Genomic DNA, 22948 nt, shown 5'->3' on the forward strand with positions numbered 1-22948 from the left:
GGGTCTATCAATATGTTGCCTCAACTACGATTAACTACACTAGCTCGCCTCGCCGCGCTTGCTTCTGTCCAACTGTGCGCCCTATTGTCATCGGCGAGAGACAGGGGCATAGCCGGAGCAAGAACCGGCGGGGGAGAGTGCAGACATGACCGAGGCATCGCAGCAAGCGCTTATCGGAATGCGGGACTGGACGACGTTACAGTGGTACGTGATCCCGCTGATGGCGATTGTCTTCTATATCTACACCAAGGAAATGCACAAGGCGCGCGAAACGGGCAATTGGGACGCCGTGTTCGCGGGGCTGACCTTGTTTGGCATGGACTTCGTCAACGAGACGATCAACGGTCTCATCTTCCACTTCACGCAACGGTCCGCGCTATGGACCGCGCCCGGCCCAACCGCCTTCCGCACGATGATGGGCTGGAACATCGAGATCATGTTCATGTTCGCGATATCCGGCATCATCTATTACTACACCATCAACCCCGACTACCGTGTCCGTATTCTCGGCATTCCCAACTGGTGGTTCTGGGGCATCACCTACGCGGCCTTCTGCGTGCTTGTCGAATGGTTCCTCAACAAAGGCGGACACCTTGTGTGGGAGTACGAATTCTGGAACCGTTCCTTCAAAGGCGTCTGGCTCATTTTCCTGTTCGGCTATTTCCACTTTTATGTGGCCATGATCTTCGTGCTCAGCCGCAAAACCATGAAAGCCAAAATCGCCACCAACGTGTTTCTGTACTCATTGGCAATCGGCCTGAATGTCGTGTGCATGGGCGTGCTGGGGTGGCTGTATTGAGAAGGCAAGTTCTCGGAGTCATGGCATCTAACTGTATTTTCGCTGAGTTCTGCAGGAGGCGGAACTGAGAAGATCGCGGGGGGATTCGATTGATAATGGTCTAATTGGGAGAAGATGACCGTGAAGCACTTCATCCTTGCTTTTACGCTGGCGATTGTTGCCGGGTCGTCTGACACTTTTGGCGAATCCAAAGACAGATCCGTTGCGTAAGAATTGGGGGTGCTTGAGGAATGGGGTGAGGCAAGTTACAGCGATGAAGGGAAAGAAGAAGTAGCTTACCGAATTCAGGTGCGGATTCTCCTTCGCTATGAAGACCACGACTTGAAGCGTATCGCGTCGTCCCCTCAAGACTCGACTGAAATGAAGGCCCTGCCATGGCTGGAATTGACGGCAGAATAACTTCGTGGTATATTTTAGGGTATGAAAATAAAGACATCTATCACACTTTCGGAAGACTTACTGACTGCAATCGATGAAAGGTCCCAGCAGTTCAAGAATCGCTCTGGTTTCATCGAGGAAGCGGTTAGGTCGTTCCTTGCTCAGATACACAAGCAAGAGGTGGACGCTAAAGACTTGGCCATACTCAACAAGCATGCGGAGCGGCTCAACCAAGAAGCAGAAGACGTGTTGGGCTATCAGCTAATCCCGTGAAGCGCGGAGATCTGTATCTCGTCACCAATCCGTCGGCTCACGACCCGCGCAAACAAAGGGTATTTGTAGTTGTGAGTCGACAAGTTCTGATCGACTCGCGGCATTCGACAGTAATCTGTGCGCCTGTATATTCGAGCTGCGACGGACTGTCTACTCAAGTCCCAATTGGGGTTGAGGAAGGACTCAAGCATCACAGCTGTGTGCACTGTGATGAGTTGGTCAGTATTCCAAAGAGTGTATTGACGAACTTTGTTGGCACTCTGAAACCGCAGAAATTAGACTTACTCAAAGCGGCACTGCAGAATGCCTTGGAACTTGACCGATGAACAGTTGTACTTGTTCAATATCGCTAAATAGCAAGAGCCCTCGGTGGGGGTAGCACCGAGGGCTTTGCTGGGACTGTGCTTTCCGTCTTCTAAGCGAGACGAGTATAGGAAAGCAATAGGCGTGCCAAGGGTTTTTGAACGATGGTCCGTTTGTAAGTCGTTCGTGTGCAAGGATCGGGTCAAAGGCGGGATAATTGACTGACAGATTATCACCGTCAACACTTTGACAAATTGTCGAAAAATCGCCAGTCCTTGTCGGGGTGAAATCGCTAAGTCGTTCAGGCACTTGCATTTTTGATGGATTCTGAGGCACTCTTGCTTTGGTAGCCCGGATTTCTTACGAACACACGCGAGCCTATCTCGTGACTCGCGCGTTCGCGAGACTTGCACTGGAAAATGCGATGGTCCCTCGTTGACAGAGTGTATTCGTGAGAAATCCTCATGGCATAACCTCAAAGTATTGCACGTGAGCAATTTGCGCCGGCGCTCAATCGCGCCGATGCAAATTGCGGGGTTAGGCGTCGGGAGAGCAGCATAATGCCAGGAAGCGATACCACGGAACTGCGCATCTACTGTGTCTGTGGGCAGAAGATGAGAGTCTCCGAGGATATGTTCGGACGGCCGGGTAAATGTGTGGCGTGCCGGCAGAAAATCCGAATCCCCCGCCTTGATGAAATGCCTCCCAACACGACCGAACTCCATCTCAAAGACCACCCGCAGTTTCTGCGCAAGGTTAAAAAGCGCCCCGTTGACAGCGAACCGCCGCCTCCACTCGAAGAACGCGAGATGAATCTGGAGGGGGAGGTTCCTGAATCGTCATTGGGATCGGTTCCGATAGAAATTCTCGAATCCCAGCGGCTTCTTATGAGCCTTGATGAGAAAGCCAAGAGACTGCTGGACGGTGGTTCGGCGGGCGAAAACGCGCCCAGTGAATCGGATCTTAAGCAGTATCGCGTGCGTATCGGGGATGCTCTTGCCGATCTTGAAGAGGAATTGCGGCAACGCCTGATGGAATCCGCCATAGAGCTTGCCACCGCGAACGACACTATCGGAGAATTGCACCTCGCCGTGCGCGTGGGGGAGATGACCTTCTCCGAGTACGCCGCACAAGTTGACCGGCTTCGCCGCCGCCGCGACATCATGGAACTGCGGCAGGTGAATCTGCGCGGATGGCTAGCGGCGCGAACGGCCGCGGCCGCGGGTGGTTATGTTGAGGCTGGGTTCGATCAGATTCCTTCGGGCGCTATTCGAGTGGGTTTTATCCGTGAACTCGATGACAGCGCTTTGCTCCTCGACTGGCACATTGAAGGGTTAAGGAAGGCGTTGGCGCAGCGCCGCGAAACCGAGCGGGAATTTCAGGAATACACATCGAACCGGGGCAGTAAGAACGGCGGGAGCCGCCGCGACGAACTTCGCGCCGCGAAGGATCGGGCTCTGTCAGAAGTGCAGTACTACCGCGAGCGGCTCGATCAATTGGCGCGCGATTACGCGGGCGATGTGCAAGCAGTCGACGCGCAACTCGATCACGCGCGCAACCGCTTAAAGGTCGGAACCATTAACTCGGCCCAATTTGCCTCCATTGAGAGCGACCTTATCCGCGCCAAGACCGATCACGCCAAAGCGCGGCGTCTCGTGGCGCGCGCATTGGGGGCCAATTCGCCTGACGAAGTGCCGCATCCACGGGGCACATTCCTGGAGCGGCTTGCGCAGTCGAGCAATTCGATGCGCGTTCCATTCGATGCATGGCTTGCGTGGGCAAGTGCCGTAGTGCTGGTCGTATCGCTGTTCCTTCCGCTGGCGGGCAATGCCTCCGCGTTTGAGATCTTCCGGACCATGACCGCGCGCGACGTAGATGCCCACTGGCTGGTGTCGTTTCCGGCGACAATAGCGCTCCTGATCACATTTCTCGCGTTTGTGCCGCAGCAATCGGCACGGGGTCTCGTCATCTGTGGTGTGTGGATTATTGGTTGTGTGGCCTCGGCTGCGTACGTGCATGAATCCGCATATCTCGACAGCGCGACTGGTGAGCGCCTGCGCGAGGGCGGAAACTTGTTGCTCCAGCCGGGAATGCTTCTTTATATCGCGGGATTGGCGGGTATTGGCCTGTCGAGCGTACTTTCTTTGGCTCCTCTGCGCGAAGTCCGCGCCATGCTACCGCTCGCTGTAGTGCTGACAGTAGCCGCCATAGCGATCATTGTCACCGAGATAGGCGGTCTGCGCACACCTCGCCCAGCCGTCACCACCGGCCAGCCAACATTTGTCAGGGACAACGTCCCTCCGTCATTCGAGACTCCGGTCCGCATTACGAACGAAGGACGGAGATTCATGTTGCTGTCGAGTCAATCGACGCTGCGCAACGCGTACGATCTCCTGCTGGAGCGGAAGATCGGGAGTGACTCCTGGGAAGATGCCGGTCCGCCCGTGGCGTTCCGTACCGGCGATTCGCCCAGGCCAATGCCGCGCTCCGGCGTCTTGGGAGGCATCCCGTTGCAGCCCACTGAAAGCGCCACGTTCACCTATATGCTACCTCCCGGTGAATACCGCGTGCAGCTAGGCTCCAAAATCACGGGTTGGCGCACTGCCGAAACCTTCTCGCTGATCCCGCCGGGCGATGGAACCGCGCAATCCGCGGCACCCGCGGTTGCGCCCGCGCCCCAGGCGCCAACACCTGACTCTGCTGAAGCCCCGTCTCCGGATTCAGAACCCCAGAAAGTCCCCAGCGTATTGGCGGATTTGTTGACCGCGCAGGTACAGCTTCGCGGTATCATTGCTCAGGCCGGTCGAGACGCGAGTTTCTCTATTCAGGTGATCCTGCCCGATGGCCGATCCCAGCAACGCACGTTCAATGTGGGCGATGAAGTGCACGACGGTTGGACGGTGAGCGAATTCAATCCTGCCGAGCAGACCGTGACGTTGAAGAAGGATGACACCATCCTCATTCTGCGACAGCGCCCCGAGCCGTATCCGCTCAGACCGCCATCACTTTGATGGTCCCTTTTTCAGCTTCTTCTTGTACTTATCGATCTTCTCTTGCACGCCTTCAAGCTTGGGATCCAAACGATGCGCGCGCTCCCATTCGCCAACAGCACGCACTTTGTCCCCCTTTAGAAGGTACACATCACCCAGATGGTCGCGCAGCACCGCGTCGTCACTGGTCATCAGGACGATTGCTTTCCGAATCGACTCGATAGCGAGGTCTGCTTTTCCCTGACGGTAGTAGATCCAACCTAGACTGTCGAGATAAAACGCGTTATTGGGTTCAATGGCCAACGCCTGGTTGAGGAGCTTCTCGGCTTCGTCCAGGCTGATGTTCTTCTCCGCGTACAAGTACCCCAGGAAGTTCATCACTTCCGCGTCTTCCGGATCCAGCGCGAGTGTCGCCTTCAGGTGCTTTTCTGCATCCTTCACCTTGTCAAGCGCTTCGTATACCGTTCCAAGGTAGTAGTGAATCCACTTGTCGGGTCCGTACTGAGCAAGAGCCGCCTCCAACAATTCGCCCGCTTCCGCATTTTTCTCCAGGCTGATGTACGTCCGCGCAAGGACGATGTCCACGTATTTGGATTTCACACCCTCATCCCGCAACGCCTTCAGACTCGAAATGGCAAACTCGCCGGCGTCTTGTTTCCCATACCGGAATAGCAGGCTGTTCAGAAAATCGGTGCATTCCGCGTCAATTTCGCCTTCAACACTGTCGAGCGAATCCAGCAACGGGCGATAGGGTTGCGAAGCGAACTTGCGTGCCCACGCGCGAAACAGCGTGCCCAGAATGGGGGCATCGTTGGGCGGAATGATCTCCGAAGCCTCATCGTAGCGCCCTGCCCGGATGAGGAGATACATCAGGTCGAGGGTGTGCTGCGGTTTGGCCTGGCCTCGTGCAATCACGATCTTCAGTTCGTCAGCCGCGGCCTGATACTGTTGTTGCTGCCCCAACGCGCCCGCCAGGTACACGTGTCCCTCGTCGTCATCGGGAGACTGCTGCAGAAACGTGCGAAAATGTTCCGCCGCCGCGGAAGGATTGCCTAATTCGAGAAGGCACACGCCAAGCAGCAATTGCGCTTGTGACAATCCCGCGTTCAGGCCCAGCGCTTTTTCGAACGCGGTCTTGGCCGATTCCACGTTGTTGATGCGCAAATACGTCAATCCAAGCTGCAAGTGCAATTGCTCGGACTTTGGATTGATTTCAATGAACTTCTCTAAAACGTCAATAGTCGTGATCTGATCGTTCGCCTGCTCGCCCGCAAGGATGAGGCGTTGGTAATCGTCTGGGTCCGAAGGCTTGAGCTCCACGGCCTTTTGAAACGCCTGCGCGGCGTCCTCGTACTTGTCCTGCTCCTGGTAGATTCGGCCCAAGATAATCCACAGACTCGCGTCGTCTTTGCGCTGCTCCAACACGCGTTTGCACATCTGTTCCGCGTTTGGATAATCCTGAAGATCGACGTAGTACTGAATCAGCCGGATATCCAGCGAGAGCGAGCCGGGAGCCAAATCCGATGCCTTGCGAAACTCCTTCAGCGCATCCTCATACTGTCCCGCTCGCTGGTGGATGACGCCCATGAGGTAGTGCGTGTAGGCGTCTGCCTGATTGCCGCTCTGTTCCGCCGCTGCCAATTGGGCATCGGGAACCGTCGCGCAGGCGGACCACAATACAAGCAGGATGGCAATTGTCATACGCATTCGACTTTTGGGGTGCATGCAGAAAATCCCTGGTGTGTCATGAAGCCATGTTAGATTCTTCGAACAGGCTGCCTGTTTGGGCGGCGGAGGTAAACGGCGCAAAGCTCTTACGATGGACCGGGCAAGGTCCGTGACGTTCGATGGCCGCCAGATGTTCTTCCGTAGCATATCCTTTGTGGCGCGCGAACCCGTACTCCGGAAACTCCGTGTCAACTTGCAGCATGATGCGATCGCGCGTGACCTTCGCAATGATGCTGGCTGCGGCAATGGACTGCGAGAGACGGTCGCCTTTCACAATCCGGCGATGCGGTATGGGGCAACCGGGTACTGCAAAGCCGTCAATCAACAGAAAGTCGGGCAGTGGCTCCAGCGAGGTTGCCGCCAAGGTCATCGCGCGGTAATTTGCCGTCTGAATACCGAGCCGGTCGATGTCTTCGGGTTCAATTACTGCCACTCCCACCGCGTGGCCGTCGTTCATAATTCGCTCGTACAACGATTCCCGCTCTGATTCCTTCAGCAGCTTCGAATCGTTCAGGCCCGCGATGGGTTCGTTCAATACGACCGCCCCCGCTACGATGGGCCCTGCAAGCGGGCCGCGCCCGGCCTCGTCAACGCCACCCACACGCCGAAATCCCGTGGCCTTTGCCTCGTGTTCGTATCGGAACATAGCCTCCATGCGGTCCTTCGAGGCCTTCGCCCGAAGTTCCATCCGATGGCAAATGGCGAGCAAAGCGCGCGCGCCGCTACGCTCGTCGGTCTCCAGATCGCGCAAAAAGGCCCCCGAGTACGGAGGGCCGGCTTCGACGCGCATTCGAAGTGCCGTAAGGCTCTCTCTCACTTGCAGTGCTCCAAAAAGAAACGGGGCGGAAATCTTCCGCCCCAAGCATACCACGACAAATGTCGCGAATTCTTTCTTACTCGGCTGCTCCCGAGGTCTCCGTGCTTGCCGACTTCTTAACGGCAGAACGCTCGCGTCCGCGCACACGGGCCGCTTTACCCGAACGTTCGCGCAGGTAGTAGAGCTTGGCGCGGCGCACGCGGCCTTCGCGGACCACTTCCACTTTTTCGATGCGCGGCGAATGGATGGGGAACACGCGCTCGACACCCTCGCCGAATGCCACACGGCGCACCGTGAACCGGCCTTCAGGACTGTCTCCGCCTTTTCGCCCGATGACCACGCCTTCGTAGACCTGCACGCGTTCCTTCTCGCCTTCGATGATGCGGAAATGCACGCGGACCGTGTCGCCGATGCTGAACTTCGGCACTTTGCTTGCCGGCTTCTTCTGGGCCTGCTTCAATTCTTCCAAGATATTCACGACTCGACCTCCCTTTCCGACTCCACGTCTTCCCGCTCGATTTCCTTCAGGAGCGCACGATCCTCGTTGTCACAGGCCTCGAGCAAATCCGGACGCCGGTGTTTCGTTATCCGCAGGGCTTCTTTCCGCCGCCACCGGCGAATGGCCGCATGATTACCTTCCCGCAACACCGCCGGCACTTCCATCCCGCGGAAGACCGGCGGCCGCGTGTACTGCGGCGAGCCCAAAATCCCATCATAAAACGAGTCCGTCGCAACGGACTCCCAATCGCCGACCACACCGGGAATCATCCGGCTCAACGCCTCGATGACCACCAGCGCAGGCAACTCGCCACCGCTGAGCACGTAGTCTCCAATGGAGATCTCGTCCGTGCACAACGCTTGGCTCACGCGCTCGTCCACGCCCTCGTATCGGGCGCAGACCAGCACCAAGTCCGGGTGTTGCGCCAATTCGCGCACCAACCCTTGCGTCAATGGCCGCCCTCGCGGCGACATCAGGATCACCCGTTCGAGCGAGTTTCGCCCGCGCAAGCTTTCCACCGCCGCGAACAGCGGTTCACACTTCATCACCATTCCCGGGCCGCCGCCAAACGGCGCATCGTCCACCGTGCGGTGCCGGTCCGTCGCAAACGAGCGAATGTCCGTCACCTCTACCGTGAGCGCGTCTCGCTCGATGGCCTTTCCGAGGAGGCTCACCTTCAAGGGAGCCTCGAAGAACTCGGGAAATATCGTAAGAACGTCAATCCTCATCGTCGACCGCATACGGCCCGTATTCGCCTACAACGACTTGGCCTTCGTTCCAATGTATCGATTCAACTATTGACTCAATGACCGGAAGCAAGAAACGCTTGCCTGTCGCGGTCTCTATCTCAATGACGTCGTTCGCACCGGTTTCCATCGCGTCGCGAATCGTTCCAATCCGCTCGCCCCGGTTCGACACGACCTCAAGTCCAATCAATTCCGAAACTTCGTACTCGCCCGCTTGCCGCGCCGAAGATGTCTCCGGCTCGACGTACACGACGGCATTTCGCATGCCCGCCACCGCGTCTCTAGGCACTCCCGCGGCCAACGCGATCACAATCCACTCGTTACCCGCTGTCACGTTCGCCACTTTGCACCGAACGGGGGTGTTCGCAGAACGGCCCACGTAGACCCAATCCGCGCCCTCGATTCGGCTTCTCCCAGACCTGCGCGGCTGCACACGCAACTCACGCCGGGCCGGATTCACCGACCGCACCACGCCAATCTCGACCCACGAGCCGGTCATGGCGCGGCTGCGCCGCTACTCCACAATCTGCAGAACGGCGCGCGTGTCGGACTTCGTCGTAGCTGACGCCAAGAGCGAGCGCATCGCCTTTGCGGTTTTGCCGTTCTTCCCGATGACTTTTCCCATGTCCTCGGGGTTCACGCGCAACTCCACAATCTGGCCCTCTTCGCTCTCGATAGTCCGCACATTCACGTCTTCGGGGTGCGTTACGAGTTTCTTCGCAACGAACTCAACCAAATCGTTCAGTTGTGCCATGTTCGTCATGCCTCATCCGCGCTACGCGGACGCCTCGCCTTCAGACTTTGCGCCAGATGCATGCGCGGCCATGACACCCTTCTTCGTCAGCATCGCGCGAACGGTTTCCGAAGGCTTCGCGCCCTTCGTCAGCCACGCAAGCGCTTTTGCCTCGTCGATTTCCGCCTGCGGCTCGGGCTTTGCGCACGGCTGGTATACGCCGATCTGGTCAATGACCCGCCCACGGGTCCGATCCCGCGAGTCCATCACTACCACCCGGTAGTACGGCGCGTGCGTGCGCCCGCCGCGCTGCAATCGAATTACTGTCGCCATGTCTCTTCCTTAGTCTCCCTGTTGACCGTTCTCTACGTCGTGTATTGGCTCGGGTTTAAAATCCCGGCATGCGCATCATGTGGCGCTTCTTTCCGCCGCCCTTCATCATCTGCTGCATCATCTTCTTCATCTTCTCGAAGTCCTTCAGCAGCCGGTTCACTTCCTGCACCGAAGTGCCGCTGCCGTCCGCGATCCGAAGGCGTCTGCTCCCGTTGATAATCTTCGGGTTCTGACGCTCCTTACGCGTCATCGAGTTGATGATCGCTTCGGTGTACTTCAATTCGTCCGCGTCAAACTCAAAATCGTCGCCAAGCATTTTCGACATGCCCGGAATCTTCTTCACCAAATCGCCCAGCGGCCCCATCTTCTTGACCTGCTTGAGCTGATCCATGAAGTCTTCGAGGTCCCAGTTGGCCTTCTTGGCCTTCTTCTGGAACTCAATCGCCTTGTCGCGATCGATGACTTCCTGGGCCTTCTCGACCAGCGACACGATATCGCCCATGCCGAGAATCTGGTCCGCCATCCGCCTTGGATGGAACGGCTCCAGGGCGTCGAGCTTTTCGCCCGTACCCACGAACTTGATTGGGCAACCCGTCACATGGATCAAGCTGATGGCCGCGCCGCCACGCGCGTCGCCGTCCATCTGCGTCAAAATCACGCCCGTGAGCGGCAAGTTCGCGTGGAACTGTTTCGCCGAGTTCACCGCGTCCTGACCGGTCATCGCGCTCGCGACAAACAGAATCTCGTGCGGCTTCACCTGCGCGTGAATGCGCCGCACTTCCGCCATCATCTCGTCGTCCACATGCAGGCGGCCCGCAGTATCGAGGATGATGATGTCGCAATTGCGCATCTGGGCTTCGCCCAGCGCCATCACGCACGTATTCACCGGGTCCGCGTGCTCGCCAAGACTAAAACTCTCGACGCCCGCCTGCTGCGCCACGACTTCCAACTGCTTGATAGCCGCGGGCCTGTATACGTCTGCGCCGACCAGCAACGGCCTGCGCCCGTTCTTCTTCAGAAATGCCGCCAGCTTACCGGCCGAGGTCGTCTTACCTTGACCCTGGAGACCCACCATCATGATGATTGACGGCGGCGTCTGCGACAGCGTCAGCGGAACATTCGACTCGCCCATGATCTTGATCAACTCGTCGTGAACGATCTTCACGATAAGCTGACCCGGCTGGATACTCGCCATCACCTCCTGGCCGAGGGCGCGCTCCTGCACATCCGCAATGAACTGCTTGACAACCTTATAGTTAACATCGGCTTCAAGCAGCGCCATCCGGATTTCCTGGAGGCTGTCCTTCATGTTCTTCTCGGTCAGTTTTCCCTGACCTCGAATATTCTTGAAGACGCGATCCAGTTTCTGAGAAAGCGATTCGAACATGGTTCTACACGGTCTCTGCCAAGGTTATTTTCCTTCGCCGGACATAATTCGCCCTATGGACGGACTGGGGAATATAGCATACGCCGGAAACCCGCTGCAACTCGCGGTCGGCAACGCTTCTGAGGCCATATTCCCGGCGCAGCATAGCCGCAATCAAATGAGACTCAACCACGGGTGAACACCGATGAACTCCGATAAACGAACCCAATTAGCGCACTGTTCTCGTGGCCGCTGGCACCCAACCTACTTGCAGTCTGCGGGATACCCCACGCCGCGCTCGGCGATCGCGGCGCTACCGGGGCCGCGTTTCGGGAAGTAGGCTCATGCGGGGTCTGTTGCGTTTGGCCCCACACTACGCTCGCACATTAAACGTCAGTCGCGTTCTTTGTAGCGCCCGGCTTCCACGCCGGGCTTCCCCAGACGAGGGATGCCGCACCCTGTGGCGCAGCCGCCCTCGGCGCGATTCAGTAGCGTAGCGCTCGCCGAGCGCGGCGCGGATAACCGAGGTCTCTGTTGTGGCTCCTAAGAAGGGGACGTTATAGGTTGCTTTCGTCCTTACAGGACTCACGTTGGTTGGGGGCGGTTACCTGGGGTTTCGATTCGCGTCGGTGACGCGAATCTTACCCCAGGCTGGAGTATTTCGCGCTTGCAGCGCTCTGGAGTATCGAGTCAAGTCGTCGGTGTTCACCCGTGGTTAAGTCACTTTTGGTTGCGGCTATGCCGTGCCAGGCTGTTATGTTTTGCGCCTTGCGGCGCGCAGGACCTGGTAAGAAAACACTACACCAGCCATCCGGTGCAGCGTTCCGCCTTCTGCTCTGTTTAAGCCAGATTCTTCGCTACGCTCAGAATGACAAGTGGCAGTCTGTTTCTCACGCGCCGTCCCTCAACCACTGCGGTGGGCATAGCGACATCTCCGCAACACCATACGAAATGTGCCGCGCTATCTCCTTAGGTCATCCTGAGCGAAGCGAAGGATCTGGCTTAAGAACGATTCCTTGTAGTACCAGATGCTTTACTGCCGCTCCTAAGAAACAAGCCGATCCTCTGGCATGTGATGCTCCTTCCGAGCGGTCGTTAGGGTGGGATCCGGGGTGGTATCAGTCCTCGGGATAGGTCAATGCCTCCAACAACGCGGCTGACTCTTTCGCCGTTCGCGCAGCGCGCGCAAATCGCCGGTCCTTAGCGGTCCGGCTGGCCAAAGCCAATAATTCCACCTGCAATGCGGGCGTATCCGCAGGACACAGCGTCAGAAACACAAGCTCAATGGGTTTGCCCGTGGACTCATCTGAGACGCCGCCGTGCGTAATGCCAAGCGCCAGAATGGGCTGTTGAAGACCGTCAATGCGAGCGTGCGGAAATGCAACGCCCTCGTTAAAGAAGGTGCTTCCTTGGCTTTCCCGTTCGACAATTCGCGCGAAGACCGATTCCGTGGAAACTCCTACGCTCTCAACGTCAATCGCCTCCACCAATTTTCGGAGAAGGATGTCCTTCGCGACCGGTTCCTCCCATATCACAACTCCGTTTGTGGCAAGGAGAGACCGTAAGCGCGCTGCGTCGGTTTCCACCATTCGAGTCTGACCTTCGTGGCCGCCCTTTGCAGACTCAACCGAAGCGGACTCCTGTCGCTCGGGCGCGCGCCGTGTATCCACTACCACAACGGTCGTGTCTCGGACCTTGTCCGTGAGCCGTTCGAGTATGTCTTTTCTGCCAAAGACTCGTTTCCACCATGGCAACGGCGCGGGTGTGCCTATAACGATATGGCCGACGCGGTATTCTTTCACGAAACTGCCGATGGCGCTGACAACATCCCCGCCTTTGTACGTGAACACGATGGCGCCCAATTGCTTGGCCAGGGTCAGCGTGCCGGAGAGTTCGCGCTGCGTTTCCGCGTCGATGCGTGTCGCCGATTCGCGCGGTGTCTGCACGTACACCGCGTACCAATTCCGGTTGAGGCGGCCGGCAAGACGCGATCCGTACCGTAGCAGCCGTTCACTTTGCGGACCGCGCGAACTCAGGCACACCATGACCTGATCGGGGCTGACCGACTTCTCCTCGTCCGTGGGTTGCCTGCGGCGCGAATCAATCTGAGCCGCCAGTTCGCGCAGCGCCAACTCGCGCAATTGCTCCAAATTGGCCGGAGCGAAGAAGTTCGCCAACGCGCCTTCGACACGTTCCCGGGGATACACTTTGCCCTCGGCGAGCCGCTTGCGAAGGTCTTCGGATGACACGTCCACGTTTACAATCTGGTCGGCTTCGCTCAGCACGCTGTCGGGGATGCGTTCGCGCACGCGAATCCCGGTGGCGTGTTCCACCGCGTCGTAAAGGCTCTCGAGATGTTGCACGTTCAGCGTGGAGATGACGTGGATACCGTGCGAGAGAATGTCCTGCACGTCTTCGTATCGTTTGGCGTTCCGGCTGCCCGGAACATTCGTGTGTGCCAACTCATCGATGAGCACCACGGTTGGATTTCGCGCGAGGATGAGGTTGACATCCATTTCCTCGACCGTGATACCCCGATACTCTTGCCGCATGCGCGGCAACACTTCCAGTCCGTCAAGCAAAGCCTGGGTGTCGGCGCGGCCGTGGGTCTCCACGTAACCCACAACCACGTCGATGCCCTCATCCTTCATGCGGTGAGCGTCCTGCAGCATCTCGTATGTTTTACCGACGCCCGCGCAATAGCCGAGATAGACCTTCAGCCGCCCGCGCTGTGAGCGGCGAATCATGCGAAGGAAGCTGTCGGCTTTGTCGTTGCTCATCGTACGGCTATCGCAGCGCGTCGAGCGCCAGGTTTAGCGTGACCACATTGACACGAGGTTCACCGAGAATTCCCAGTGTGCGCCCCTCAGTATATTCCGCAATAAGCGCGTTTACTCGCTCTTCGGGAATTCCGCGCGCATTCGCAACGCGCGTACACTGAAGCTCGGCATTGCGCGGACTGATATGTGGATCGAGACCGGAACCCGATGCCGTGACCGCGTCGGCGGGCACGCACTCGCCGGGAGACAGACCGTTTTCTTCGCGGTAGGCGCGCACGCGCTCCTCCACCGAGTCAATCAGCTTGCCCGAAATAGGCCCCAGGTTCGATCCGCCCGAAGCGGACGCGTCATATCCTGTTCCCGCTGCCGAGGGTCTTGGATGAAAGTACGCGGGTTTCGTGAACGGCTGCGCAATGAGCGCGCTGCCCACTACGGCGCCGTCCTTCATCAAGAGCGAGCCGTTGGCCTGACTGGGAAACGCCGTCTGAGCAACGGCCCACACAGCGGCGGGATACACTCCGCAAAGTATCGCGGCGAGTGCCAGCGTCGCAACGGCCGCAGGCCGCAAATATTCGACAAGCGTATTCATGGAGGTCTCCTTTACACGACGCCTGCGACGGACAGCACGACATCGATAAGCTTGATCCCCGCGAACGGCGCGAGCACGCCACCCAATCCGTAGATCAGGAGATTGCGCCGCAGTAGTTCGATTGCGGGTAGCGGACGAAACGTCACACCGCGCAGCGCCAGCGGAATCAGGGCAACAATGATCAACGCATTAAAGATCACGGCGCTCAAGATGGCGCTGTTCGCGGAACTCAACCGCATCACGTTGAGCGGTGCAACCACCGGATACGCCGAGACGAACAATGCGGGAATGATGGCGAAGTACTTCGCAACGTCATTGGCGATGCTGAACGTCGTAAGCGCGCCGCGCGTAATAAGCATCTGTTTCCCGATTTCCACAATCTCGATGAGTTTCGTCGGATTGGAATCGAGGTCTACCATGTTCCCGGCCTCTTTTGCGGCCTGCGTACCGGTATTCATCGCGACTCCCACATCGGCCTGCGCGAGCGCCGGCGCGTCGTTCGTGCCGTCGCCGGTCATAGCAACGAGGCATCCCTTGCTTTGCTCCCGGCGAATCAGCGCCAGTTTGTCTTCGGGCTTCGCTTGCGCGAGGAACTCGTCAACACCGGACTCCTGGGCAATGGCGGCGGCCGTCAGCGGGTTGTCGCCCGTGATCATGATGGTTTTGATGCCCATCGCGCGGAACCGCTCGAATCGTTCCCTTAATCCGCCCTTGACGATGTCCTTCAAATGCACGACGCCCAGCGCGCGTTGGTTGTCCGCGACGACCAGCGGGGTCCCGCCGGATTGCGAAATGCGTTGCACGGCCAAACGCACCGATTCAGGAAACGGCGATCCGACAAACGTTTCGACGGCATCGGCCGCTCCTTTACGTATGGAATGCCCGTCGATGTCGATGCCGCTCATGCGCGATTGTGCGGTGAATGCTACGAACACCGCGTGGGGGAGATCGGCGATAGAACGCGCGCGCAGGCCGTGTTTCTTCGCAAGCACCACGATGCTGCGACCTTCCGGAGTCTCGTCGGCCAGCGATGCCAGTTGAGCCGCATTGGCCAATTCGTCTAAGGCGACGCCGTCCGCGGGGACGAACTCCGTGGCTTGGCGGTCCCCCAGCGTGATCGTGCCCGTTTTGTCGAGCAGCAGCACGTCAACGTCGCCGGCCGCTTCCACGGCGCGGCCACTCATCGCCAACACGTTCTTCTGCACCAGGCGGTCAATGCCCGCAATGCCAATTGCGCTCAGTAGGCCGCCAATAGTCGTCGGAATCAAGCAAACCAGGAGCGATACGAGTACCGTCAGCGATAAGGCGATTCCCGAGTACATGCCGAAGAACTTCAGCGAGACCACGGCGATGAGAAAGACGATCGTCAGGGCCGCGAGGAGAATCGTTAAAGCTATCTCATTGGGTGTCTTCTTGCGTTGCGCGGATTCCACCAAGGAAATCATATGGTCCAAGAAACTCTCGCCGGGATTTGCGGTAACGCGCACGACGATTTCGTCGCTGAGTACGCGCGTGCCACCGGTTACGGCGCTGCGATCGCCGCCCGCTTCGCGGATCACGGGCGCTGATTCGCCGGTGATAGCCGATTCGTCCACCGTTGCCGCGCCTTCGATGATTTCGCCATCGGCGGCAATCACTTCGCCCGCGCTTACGACGAAGATATCGCCCTTACGCAGTTCCGTCGCGCTGATGGTCAACACGGCCCCATTCGAGGCGCGCCGCCGCGCCAATGTCTGCGTGCGTGTTTTTCGGAGCGCGTTGGCCTGAGCCTTGCCGCGTCCTTCGGCCAGCGCTTCCGCGAAGTTCGCGAACAGCACCGTGAACCAAAGCCACGCGGCGATTTGCACACCGAAACCCAGGTGCTCGCCTTCAGGACGGAAGAGAATCCCTACGGTAGTGAGTAGCGCACCCACTTCCGTGACAAACATCACGGGATTGCGCACCATGCGGACCGGATTGAGCTTGACAAAGGACTGTACCAGCGCTTGCGCCAGCAACGCCTGGTCCAGCAAAGAATGCTTCTTGGAGGCCATGATATCCGATTCCTCTAGAACGTGGTCTTCGTTGCGACCATCGTGAAATGTTCAAGCACAGGACCGAGTGACAACGCGGGGAGAAAGGTCAACGCACCCACTAGAACCACCGTCGCGACAAGCAGGACAGCAAACGTCGGACCCGAGACAGGGAAGCTGCCTTTGCCAGTGGGAGAGAGTCGCTTGCGTGCCATGTTGCCTGCCAGCGCGAGTATGGGAACGATCATCGCGAACCGTCCCAGTAACATGGCGATGCCCAGGGTCGTGTTGTACCAGTTCGTGTTTGCGTTCAACCCGGCAAACGCGCTGCCGTTGTTGCCTGTTGCCGACGAGTAGGCATACAGGATTTCGGTGAGGCCGTGGGGCCCTTCGTTCGCCCGGCTTGAGACACCCCAATCGCTGACGCTGGCCCACGCCGAGAAGCCGAGTATTGAGAAGGTCAAAATGAGAATGGCCAGAGCCGCGGCCTTCACGTCGAACGCATCGATTTTCTTACCCAAGTATTCCGGCGTGCGACCGATCATCAGTCCCGCAAGAAATACGGTCAGTATGACGAAGACCAGCATCCCATACAGACCTGCCCCGACACCGCCAAACACGACCTCGCCGAGTTGGATGTTGAGCAGGGGCGCCAAGCCGCCAAGTGGCGTGAACGAATCGTGCATCGAATTCACCGCGCCACACGACGCTGCTGTCGTGATCGTCGCGAACAACGCCGAATTGAACACGCCAAACCGGACTTCCTTGCCTTCCATGTTGCCGGGTGTAGCCTCCACGCCAAGTGCGTGCAGGCGCGGGTTTCCGTGGGCTTCCGCGGCCCAGCAGGCCAGCGCGCCCGCAATGAACAACGCGGCCATTGCGCTCCAGACGGCCCACCCGTGGCGCTGATCCTTGGTTGCGCAACCCAGGTAGTACGTTAATCCGCTCGGGATGAGGAAGATCGAAATCATCTGCACGAAGTTCGAGAGCGGCGTTGAATTCTCGAATGGATGAGCGGCATTGGCATTGAAGAAACCGCCGCCGTTGGTTCCGAGCATCTTGATCGCCACTTGCGATGCAACCGGCCCTTGCGCAATCGTCTGCGTCGTCTCTCCCTCGATGGTAGACGCAGTTGTATACCCGCCAAAGTTTTGAAGAGTGCCCTGGCTCACAAGAAACAACGCAAACACGAAACTGAGCGGCAAAAGCAGATGCAGATTGATGCGCACGAGATCGACCCAGAAGTTCCCCACGGTGCTTGTTTCGCGCCGCGCAATTCCGCGTACCAGCGCCGCCGCAATGGCAATACCCACCGCAGCCGACGCGAAATTGTGAAACGTCAGCGCTACCATCTGCGAGAGATACGACATCGTGGTCTCGCCCGCGTAGGCCTGCCAGTTCGTGTTGGTCGTGAAGCTCACCGCCGTGTTGAAAGCCAGCGCAGACGGAACGGCGGGGAGTTTCTGTGGGTTCAAGGGAAGTAGGTGCTGCAATCGCAGAATCGCGTAAGTGAATAGTAGCGACACCGCGCTGAATGCGAGCATCGAGAACGCATAGCGCTGCCACGTCTGCTCGTCCGAGCGCTTGACGTTCATGAGTCGCAGCAAGCCTCGCTCGACCGGATCGACGAGTCGGCTGACGGGCGTGCGCCGTTCGGGATCGAGCACGTGAACGAGATAGAGTCCAACCGGTTTCGTGAGTGCCAGCAGCACTCCAAGAAACAGGGCAAATTGTATCCAGCCATAGATGTCCATAACGGAGAGCAATCCTTAGAATTTCTCTGGTCGAACGAGTACCGCGGCCAAGTACGCGGTGATTGCCAGGCAAACGAGACCAACCACGACATCGAACATGTCTATAGCCTTTCGCAAAGCCGGACATAACCGGCGCACAACACGAAGAACACAGCGACAACTCCGACAACAACCAGGTCCTGCATTACGAGGTCTCCATCGATTCGGGCGCGTCGGCGCGCCGCAAGGTGAATGTGAACACGCTGCCGGCCCCGTCTCCGCTGCTAGCAGTCACCGTGCCGCCATGCGCCACTACGATTTCCTTGACGATCGCCAAACCGAGGCCCACGCCCGATGATTTGTCTTGCCCCGGTACGCGGAAGAACGGATCGAAGATGCGGCTTCGGTACTCTTCGGGAATTCCGCAGCCCGTGTCCGAAATAGAGAACGTGACGAATTCCGCATCGCAACGAGCAGCAATGGTTACGGCGCCTCCGGGCATCGTGTACTTCAGCGCGTTAGTGATCAGGTTGTCGAAAACGTGCGCGATACGGGTTGCGTCGGCCAGTGCCTCGGGAAGGTCCACCGCCACATTCGCGACGAGCGAAATGCCACGATCTTTGGCCGGCCCCGCGTGGCGTTCGATGGCGTTGAACGCCAATTCCGACGGAGCGATCGGGCGCAAGTCAAGCAAGGCCCTGCCCGATTCGATACGGCTGATATCGAGCAAGTCTTCGAGGATTGCCGACAACCGGCTGCCCTCGTCGCGCGCTGCCAACAGGAGGTCGGTCTGCTTTGGATTCAGGGGGCCTACCTTCTCCTCCAACAGCAAGTGCACGGCCATGCGTATCGCGGTGAGCGGTGTCCTTAGTTGGTGGGATACCGTTGAAATGACTCCGCGTTTCAGTTCCACCTGCTGACGCAACTGCGTGACGTCTTCCAGGACCATAATGACGCCGTTCACGCCTTCGTCGTGCTCGATCATCGGCACACCCTTGGGACGGTAGAAACGTTCCTCGCCGTTGACGAAGAACTGATGACCGCTGTCTTTGGCCGAACCTTGCACGGCGCGGCCCTCGCGCAGGACCTCATGAAATGTGTCTGCAATCCACGGATACATGCACTGTGAAATCAGCGTATGTGGCGTGAGTCCAAACGTGTGCTGCGCGCTGGGCGTCGCAATTTCCACTTCGCCGGCCTCGTTGACGACTGCAATGGCTTCGGGCAGGCAACTGAAGGCTTCCTGTGTCGCGCGCTGAACCCGAATGTACTGAAGCCGTTCGCTGCGCCGGAATTCGCGCAGCTTCGACGCCATCTCGTTAAACGCGGCCGTAAGCTGACCAAGTTCGTCGTTGGACACAGTGGGCACGACCACCTCGAGCGTGCCGTGTTGGATGTCGCGCACGGAATCGGTGAGGAGTTGGATTGGGCGCAGCACCCAGCGCCGCACAAGCACGATGCTCACGACGGCAATCAGAAATCCGGCGAGCAAGTACATATACATCTGATGGCGCGCCGCCGCCGCGCGTAAACCGGCCGCGCGATTCGCCGACGCCATGTTCTCCTGGTTGAGCGTCAGGATCGTATCGGCCAGCGACTTGATCTGTTGGAAGAGCGGCAGGATTTCGTCAAAGTAGGTCAAGCGCCGCTGGTCCATGCTCAGGTTCCCATTGCGAACCGTCTCTATCTTCTGGACGTATTCGGCAAAGTACTTTTGAATTTGTGCGGCCTTCTCGCCTTCTCCGGGCAACGTAACATTCGAAATCTCGGTTTGAAGCGCCTTCTCAAACACGATCCGATTGGCGTCGATGAGCGCGTTGCCCTCGTCCTCGTCGCCAAGCATCGTGAATAGCGCGCCGCTGTCCATCCGCTCCAGCGCTTCCTTCATGTCGCCGCACGCAATGACGCTTCGATAATTCTCTTTCATGATTACGTCGATTGCGCGCCCCAACACATGAAGTTGCGAAATGCTGACGCCGCCAATCACCACCGTGACGAGCAGCAATGCCCCGAACCCGATACCAAGTTTCTGTCGTAAACCAATCATGATGTGTACTTCCTTGCCTGAGAAGAAACAAGACTGGTGCCAAGGCGCGGGCGCGTCTAAGTCGTTGATGCAGAAAGGAAAGAAAGGCCGGGGTGTCTAGCGAATCATGCAGGCTGCAATGGCAATTTCACGCGGTATTGCAGAATGCAAGGCGGGGCAAGCCCGGATTTGCGCCAACGCGACTGAGCGCCGATGCAAATTGCGGACTACGTGATACCGTACTGTTTGCGACGGCGCCACAGCGTTGCTTGATCGATGCCCAGAATCTCCGCCGCCGCCTGAAGCGAACTCGTCGTGGCCAGCACCCGCCGGATGTGCTGTTCCTCCAGTTCTGCAAGCGAGATACGCTCGCCAATTCGGGGTTGGCTTTCGCGTGAAACCATGGAATCAGGCAGATGCTCAATACCCACCGAATCGCCAGTACACACGATGGTGGCGCGTTCGATGACGTTTCGGAGCTCTCGCAGATTGCCCGGCCACGGATACTCGGTCAAAACACGCTCGGCTTCGTCCGTAAACCCAAGGAAGCCCCGGTGTGTTGCCGTGCCGAAGAAGGCGAGTAATCGTTTGGCAATGGGGACGATGTCCGCCGTTCGTTCGCGCAGCGGTGGGATTTCCAACTGAAACACATTCAGCCGGTAGTATAGATCCTCGCGGAATCGCCCATCCGAGACCGCCAGCGCCAAATCGGTATTCGTTGCAGCAATGATGCGCACATCGGCCCGCCGTGTTCTGACGTCGCCGATGCTCTCATACTCCTTATCCTGAATAAATCGCAGTAGTTTTGGCTGCAACGGCAGCGGCAGTTCCCCGATTTCGTCAAGAAACAGGGTCCCTCCTTCACACGCCATCACTCTTCCGGGATTGTCGCGCACCGCACCGGTAAACGAACCGCGGACATGTCCGAATAACTCACTCTCAAGCAACTCCCCGGACAGCGACGGGCACGACACAACGCCGAAGGGCTTGCGTGCCCGGCGGCTCCAAGCATGAATGACTTTCGCAAGGACCGTCTTACCAGTCCCGCTTTCGCCCAGGATCAGGACAGAAGCCTCGCTCTGGGCTACCTGCCGCGCCAACTCGAGCGCGCGCTGCATAACAGGGCTGGTGCTGGTAAGGTCCACATCCGGGCTTGCGCCCGCAAGGTCGTGCTGAACTTGCTGCAGCCTTAATTCAAGAGAGCGCATTTCCGACATCTTACGCACGGCAATCAGGACTTGGGGCGGCGTAAAGGGCTTCGCAATGTAGTCGATTGCCCCCCGCCGCATGGCCTCCACCGCGGTTTCTATCGATGCATACGCCGTGATGACGACAATCTTCAGCCAAGGCGCGAGCGTCAGCAGCTCGGGAACAAGATCCAGTCCACTGGTTGTGCCCAGACGCACATCGACGAACGCCAACGCAAAACTCTGCCGTGTTACGGCCTGGATGGCCTCCGACGCGCTCCCCACCGATACGACGGAATGGCCCTCCGCCTCCAGGCACACGGCCAGCGTCTTTCGGATGTTGGCCTCGTCATCGACGATCAAAATTGAGAGTGCGGCGTTCTCGGTGTCCATGGGAATCATCTCCGGCGCATGCGGGCGCGCGGCGATACGCTCGCCTTCACCGGCCGCACGTCGGGAAAGGCGTCGCGGATCAACAGCAACTCAGGTTCGCCCGATTCGGGCAACACGACCGTCACCACGTCGAACCGGAAGTAGACGTCCTCCGGCTCGTTGTCACTCAGCCAGCGGTGGGCAGCACTACGAATGTGGCGCTGTTTCTTCGGAGTGATATTGGCTTCCGGCGCGGCGTACCCATCGTCACGGCGCGTCTTGACCTCCACGAATGCAATCGTGTCGTCTTCCCGCGCGATGATGTCGAGCTCGTAACGCCCTACTTCCACGTTTCGGCCCAGAATGATGAACCCTTCCTGTTTGAGAAGCCTGACAGCCAAATCTTCGCCCTGTGCGCCCAACGGCTTGGGTTTATGGCGTCGAAAGGGCCAGATCACACCGCCGCCGTTTGCTGGGCAGGGTAGAGGCGAATTTCGTCGAAGGCTCCGTGTTGATGGACGCGCATGCGCCCCATACGGCACAACTCAAGGATGGCCAGGAAGCAGCAGACGAGTTCCACACGGCTCTTGCATTCGCCTAGGAGGTCGGTCCACGCAATGCTTCCGTGAGTCGACATGAGTTCTTCGATACGTTCGATCTTCTGATCGACCGACGCGCCTTCCCCTTGAACCGTATGAAACAGGTCGTCGGAGAAATAGCGCAAGTATGCGCGAAACGCCGTCACCAAGTCGTAGAGGTTGACCTCCAACAGGTCTTCTTCCTCCTCTTCGGGCTGTTCAACGACCGGCTTCACGTTACGCGTATACCAATCGGCCCGTTGCTCTTCCAGCCACAGCAACCGCGCGGACACATCCCGGTACCGGCGGTATTCCAGCAGCTTTTCCACCAGCTCCAGCCGCGGATCGTCCTCCTCCATTTCCTCTTCTTCGCCGGTATCGGTGTCGGCGGGGAGCAACATGCGCGATTTGATCTGAATGAGTGTGGCCGCCATGACCAAGAAATCGCCCGTAACTTCCAGATTCTCCTCTTGCATGAGGTCGAGGAAGCGCAGGTATTGTTCCGTAATCTTCAGGATGGGAATATCGAAGATATCGATTTCCTGCGACTTAATCAGGTACAGCAACACTTCCAGCGGCCCCTCGAACTTCTCAAGGTGCAGCCGCAATACTTCGTCGGTAGCTTGATCGACAATGAAGTCGCCGTCGAGTCCCTCGACGGTTCCGGACGATTCCGCAGCAGTAGTCATAGGTATCCTGTTTGTTT

21 protein-coding genes are annotated in these 22948 nt (G+C 58.3%); 5 read left to right on the forward strand and 16 right to left on the reverse strand.

What is annotated here, in order from left to right; translation table 11 throughout:
* Positions 1-145: 145 nt before the first annotated feature.
* The 5 genes from K1Y02_10940 to K1Y02_10960 all read left to right on the forward strand — a co-directional run bounded on the left by K1Y02_10940 (position 146) and on the right by K1Y02_10960 (position 4764).
* The gene (locus K1Y02_10940) at positions 146-799 is read left to right on the forward strand and encodes a hypothetical protein (protein ID MBX7256866.1); all 654 of its coding nucleotides are present in this window, start codon (positions 146-148) and stop codon (positions 797-799) included.
* 219 nt (positions 800-1018) lie between these two features.
* Positions 1019-1198, forward strand: a complete 180-nt coding sequence (locus K1Y02_10945; GenBank protein MBX7256867.1) for a hypothetical protein — start codon at positions 1019-1021, stop codon at positions 1196-1198.
* Between the two features lie 21 nt (positions 1199-1219).
* Positions 1220-1450 carry a ribbon-helix-helix domain-containing protein gene (locus K1Y02_10950; GenBank protein ID MBX7256868.1) on the forward strand — a complete coding sequence of 77 codons (231 nt, stop codon included), beginning with the start codon at positions 1220-1222 and terminating at the stop codon, positions 1448-1450.
* Positions 1447-1776 (forward strand): type II toxin-antitoxin system PemK/MazF family toxin, encoded by a 330-nt coding sequence (locus tag K1Y02_10955; GenBank protein MBX7256869.1) that lies wholly within the window; start codon positions 1447-1449, stop codon positions 1774-1776. Before K1Y02_10950 ends, K1Y02_10955 begins: the two co-directional genes overlap by 4 nt.
* 537 nt (positions 1777-2313) lie before the next feature.
* A complete protein-coding gene (locus K1Y02_10960; GenBank protein MBX7256870.1) occupies positions 2314-4764 on the forward strand; it encodes a hypothetical protein in 2451 nt (816 codons plus the stop codon).
* Here the strand turns inward: K1Y02_10960 and K1Y02_10965 are convergent.
* The 16 genes from K1Y02_10965 to K1Y02_11040 form a co-directional block, all read right to left on the reverse strand.
* Positions 4756-6444, reverse strand: coding sequence for a tetratricopeptide repeat protein (locus K1Y02_10965; protein MBX7256871.1), 1689 nt, complete (start codon positions 6442-6444; stop codon positions 4756-4758). The genes K1Y02_10960 and K1Y02_10965 overlap by 9 nt on opposite strands.
* A gap of 43 nt (positions 6445-6487) precedes the next feature.
* On the reverse strand, positions 6488-7261 hold the full coding sequence (locus tag K1Y02_10970; protein ID MBX7256872.1) for a ribonuclease HII: 774 nt from the start codon (positions 7259-7261) through the stop codon (positions 6488-6490).
* A 103-nt stretch (positions 7262-7364) separates the two neighbouring features.
* Positions 7365-7766 (reverse strand): 50S ribosomal protein L19, encoded by a 402-nt coding sequence (rplS, locus tag K1Y02_10975; protein ID MBX7256873.1) that lies wholly within the window; start codon positions 7764-7766, stop codon positions 7365-7367.
* Positions 7763-8515 carry a tRNA (guanosine(37)-N1)-methyltransferase TrmD gene (gene trmD / locus K1Y02_10980; protein MBX7256874.1) on the reverse strand — a complete coding sequence of 251 codons (753 nt, stop codon included), beginning with the start codon at positions 8513-8515 and terminating at the stop codon, positions 7763-7765. The genes rplS and trmD overlap by 4 nt, the downstream gene beginning before the upstream one ends.
* Entirely contained in the window at positions 8505-9032 is a 528-nt protein-coding gene (gene rimM, locus K1Y02_10985; GenBank protein ID MBX7256875.1) for a ribosome maturation factor RimM, read from the reverse strand. The genes trmD and rimM overlap by 11 nt, the downstream gene beginning before the upstream one ends.
* 15 nt (positions 9033-9047) lie before the next feature.
* Positions 9048-9287 carry a KH domain-containing protein gene (locus K1Y02_10990; protein MBX7256876.1) on the reverse strand — a complete coding sequence of 80 codons (240 nt, stop codon included), beginning with the start codon at positions 9285-9287 and terminating at the stop codon, positions 9048-9050.
* Between the two features lie 21 nt (positions 9288-9308).
* Positions 9309-9599, reverse strand: a complete 291-nt coding sequence (rpsP, locus tag K1Y02_10995) for a 30S ribosomal protein S16 (protein ID MBX7256877.1) — start codon at positions 9597-9599, stop codon at positions 9309-9311.
* Between the two features lie 55 nt (positions 9600-9654).
* On the reverse strand, positions 9655-10986 hold the full coding sequence (gene ffh / locus K1Y02_11000) for a signal recognition particle protein (GenBank protein MBX7256878.1): 1332 nt from the start codon (positions 10984-10986) through the stop codon (positions 9655-9657).
* A 1097-nt stretch (positions 10987-12083) separates the two neighbouring features.
* Positions 12084-13745: a PTS sugar transporter subunit IIA gene (locus K1Y02_11005; protein MBX7256879.1), complete on the reverse strand. Its 1662-nt coding sequence runs from the start codon at positions 13743-13745 to the stop codon at positions 12084-12086.
* A gap of 7 nt (positions 13746-13752) precedes the next feature.
* A complete protein-coding gene (kdpC, locus tag K1Y02_11010) occupies positions 13753-14334 on the reverse strand; it encodes a K(+)-transporting ATPase subunit C (GenBank protein ID MBX7256880.1) in 582 nt (193 codons plus the stop codon).
* 11 nt (positions 14335-14345) lie between these two features.
* A complete protein-coding gene (gene kdpB, locus K1Y02_11015) occupies positions 14346-16367 on the reverse strand; it encodes a potassium-transporting ATPase subunit KdpB (GenBank protein ID MBX7256881.1) in 2022 nt (673 codons plus the stop codon).
* 14 nt (positions 16368-16381) lie between these two features.
* Positions 16382-18100, reverse strand: coding sequence for a potassium-transporting ATPase subunit KdpA (gene kdpA, locus K1Y02_11020; protein ID MBX7256882.1), 1719 nt, complete (start codon positions 18098-18100; stop codon positions 16382-16384).
* Positions 18101-18284: 184 nt separating this feature from the next.
* The gene (locus K1Y02_11025; GenBank protein ID MBX7256883.1) at positions 18285-20126 is read right to left on the reverse strand and encodes a HAMP domain-containing protein; all 1842 of its coding nucleotides are present in this window, start codon (positions 20124-20126) and stop codon (positions 18285-18287) included.
* A 206-nt stretch (positions 20127-20332) separates the two neighbouring features.
* Positions 20333-21685, reverse strand: coding sequence for a sigma-54 dependent transcriptional regulator (locus tag K1Y02_11030; GenBank protein ID MBX7256884.1), 1353 nt, complete (start codon positions 21683-21685; stop codon positions 20333-20335).
* 5 nt (positions 21686-21690) lie between these two features.
* Positions 21691-22086 (reverse strand): YraN family protein, encoded by a 396-nt coding sequence (locus K1Y02_11035; GenBank protein MBX7256885.1) that lies wholly within the window; start codon positions 22084-22086, stop codon positions 21691-21693.
* A 32-nt stretch (positions 22087-22118) separates the two neighbouring features.
* On the reverse strand, positions 22119-22931 hold the full coding sequence (locus tag K1Y02_11040; protein MBX7256886.1) for a segregation/condensation protein A: 813 nt from the start codon (positions 22929-22931) through the stop codon (positions 22119-22121).
* Between the last annotated feature and the right edge of the window lie 17 nt (positions 22932-22948).

It is taken from the genome of Candidatus Hydrogenedentota bacterium (assembly GCA_019695095.1).
Classification (GTDB): domain Bacteria; phylum Hydrogenedentota; class Hydrogenedentia; order Hydrogenedentales; family SLHB01; genus JAIBAQ01.

Coding starts and splice junctions, on each gene's coding strand:
- K1Y02_10940 (MBX7256866.1), top strand. CDS start 146: ATGACCGAGGCATCGCAGCAAGCGCTTATCGGAATGCGGGACTGGACG.
- K1Y02_10950 (MBX7256868.1), top strand. CDS start 1,220: ATGAAAATAAAGACATCTATCACACTTTCGGAAGACTTACTGACTGCA.
- K1Y02_10960 (MBX7256870.1), top strand. CDS start 2,314: ATGCCAGGAAGCGATACCACGGAACTGCGCATCTACTGTGTCTGTGGG.
- K1Y02_10965 (MBX7256871.1), bottom strand. CDS start 6,444: ATGACAATTGCCATCCTGCTTGTATTGTGGTCCGCCTGCGCGACGGTT.
- K1Y02_10970 (MBX7256872.1), bottom strand. CDS start 7,261: ATGCGCGTCGAAGCCGGCCCTCCGTACTCGGGGGCCTTTTTGCGCGAT.
- trmD (MBX7256874.1), bottom strand. CDS start 8,515: ATGAGGATTGACGTTCTTACGATATTTCCCGAGTTCTTCGAGGCTCCC.
- rimM (MBX7256875.1), bottom strand. CDS start 9,032: ATGACCGGCTCGTGGGTCGAGATTGGCGTGGTGCGGTCGGTGAATCCG.
- K1Y02_10990 (MBX7256876.1), bottom strand. CDS start 9,287: ATGGCACAACTGAACGATTTGGTTGAGTTCGTTGCGAAGAAACTCGTA.
- rpsP (MBX7256877.1), bottom strand. CDS start 9,599: ATGGCGACAGTAATTCGATTGCAGCGCGGCGGGCGCACGCACGCGCCG.
- ffh (MBX7256878.1), bottom strand. CDS start 10,986: ATGTTCGAATCGCTTTCTCAGAAACTGGATCGCGTCTTCAAGAATATT.
- K1Y02_11005 (MBX7256879.1), bottom strand. CDS start 13,745: ATGAGCAACGACAAAGCCGACAGCTTCCTTCGCATGATTCGCCGCTCA.
- kdpC (MBX7256880.1), bottom strand. CDS start 14,334: ATGAATACGCTTGTCGAATATTTGCGGCCTGCGGCCGTTGCGACGCTG.
- kdpB (MBX7256881.1), bottom strand. CDS start 16,367: ATGGCCTCCAAGAAGCATTCTTTGCTGGACCAGGCGTTGCTGGCGCAA.
- kdpA (MBX7256882.1), bottom strand. CDS start 18,100: ATGGACATCTATGGCTGGATACAATTTGCCCTGTTTCTTGGAGTGCTG.
- K1Y02_11025 (MBX7256883.1), bottom strand. CDS start 20,126: ATGATTGGTTTACGACAGAAACTTGGTATCGGGTTCGGGGCATTGCTG.
- K1Y02_11030 (MBX7256884.1), bottom strand. CDS start 21,685: ATGGACACCGAGAACGCCGCACTCTCAATTTTGATCGTCGATGACGAG.
- K1Y02_11040 (MBX7256886.1), bottom strand. CDS start 22,931: ATGACTACTGCTGCGGAATCGTCCGGAACCGTCGAGGGACTCGACGGC.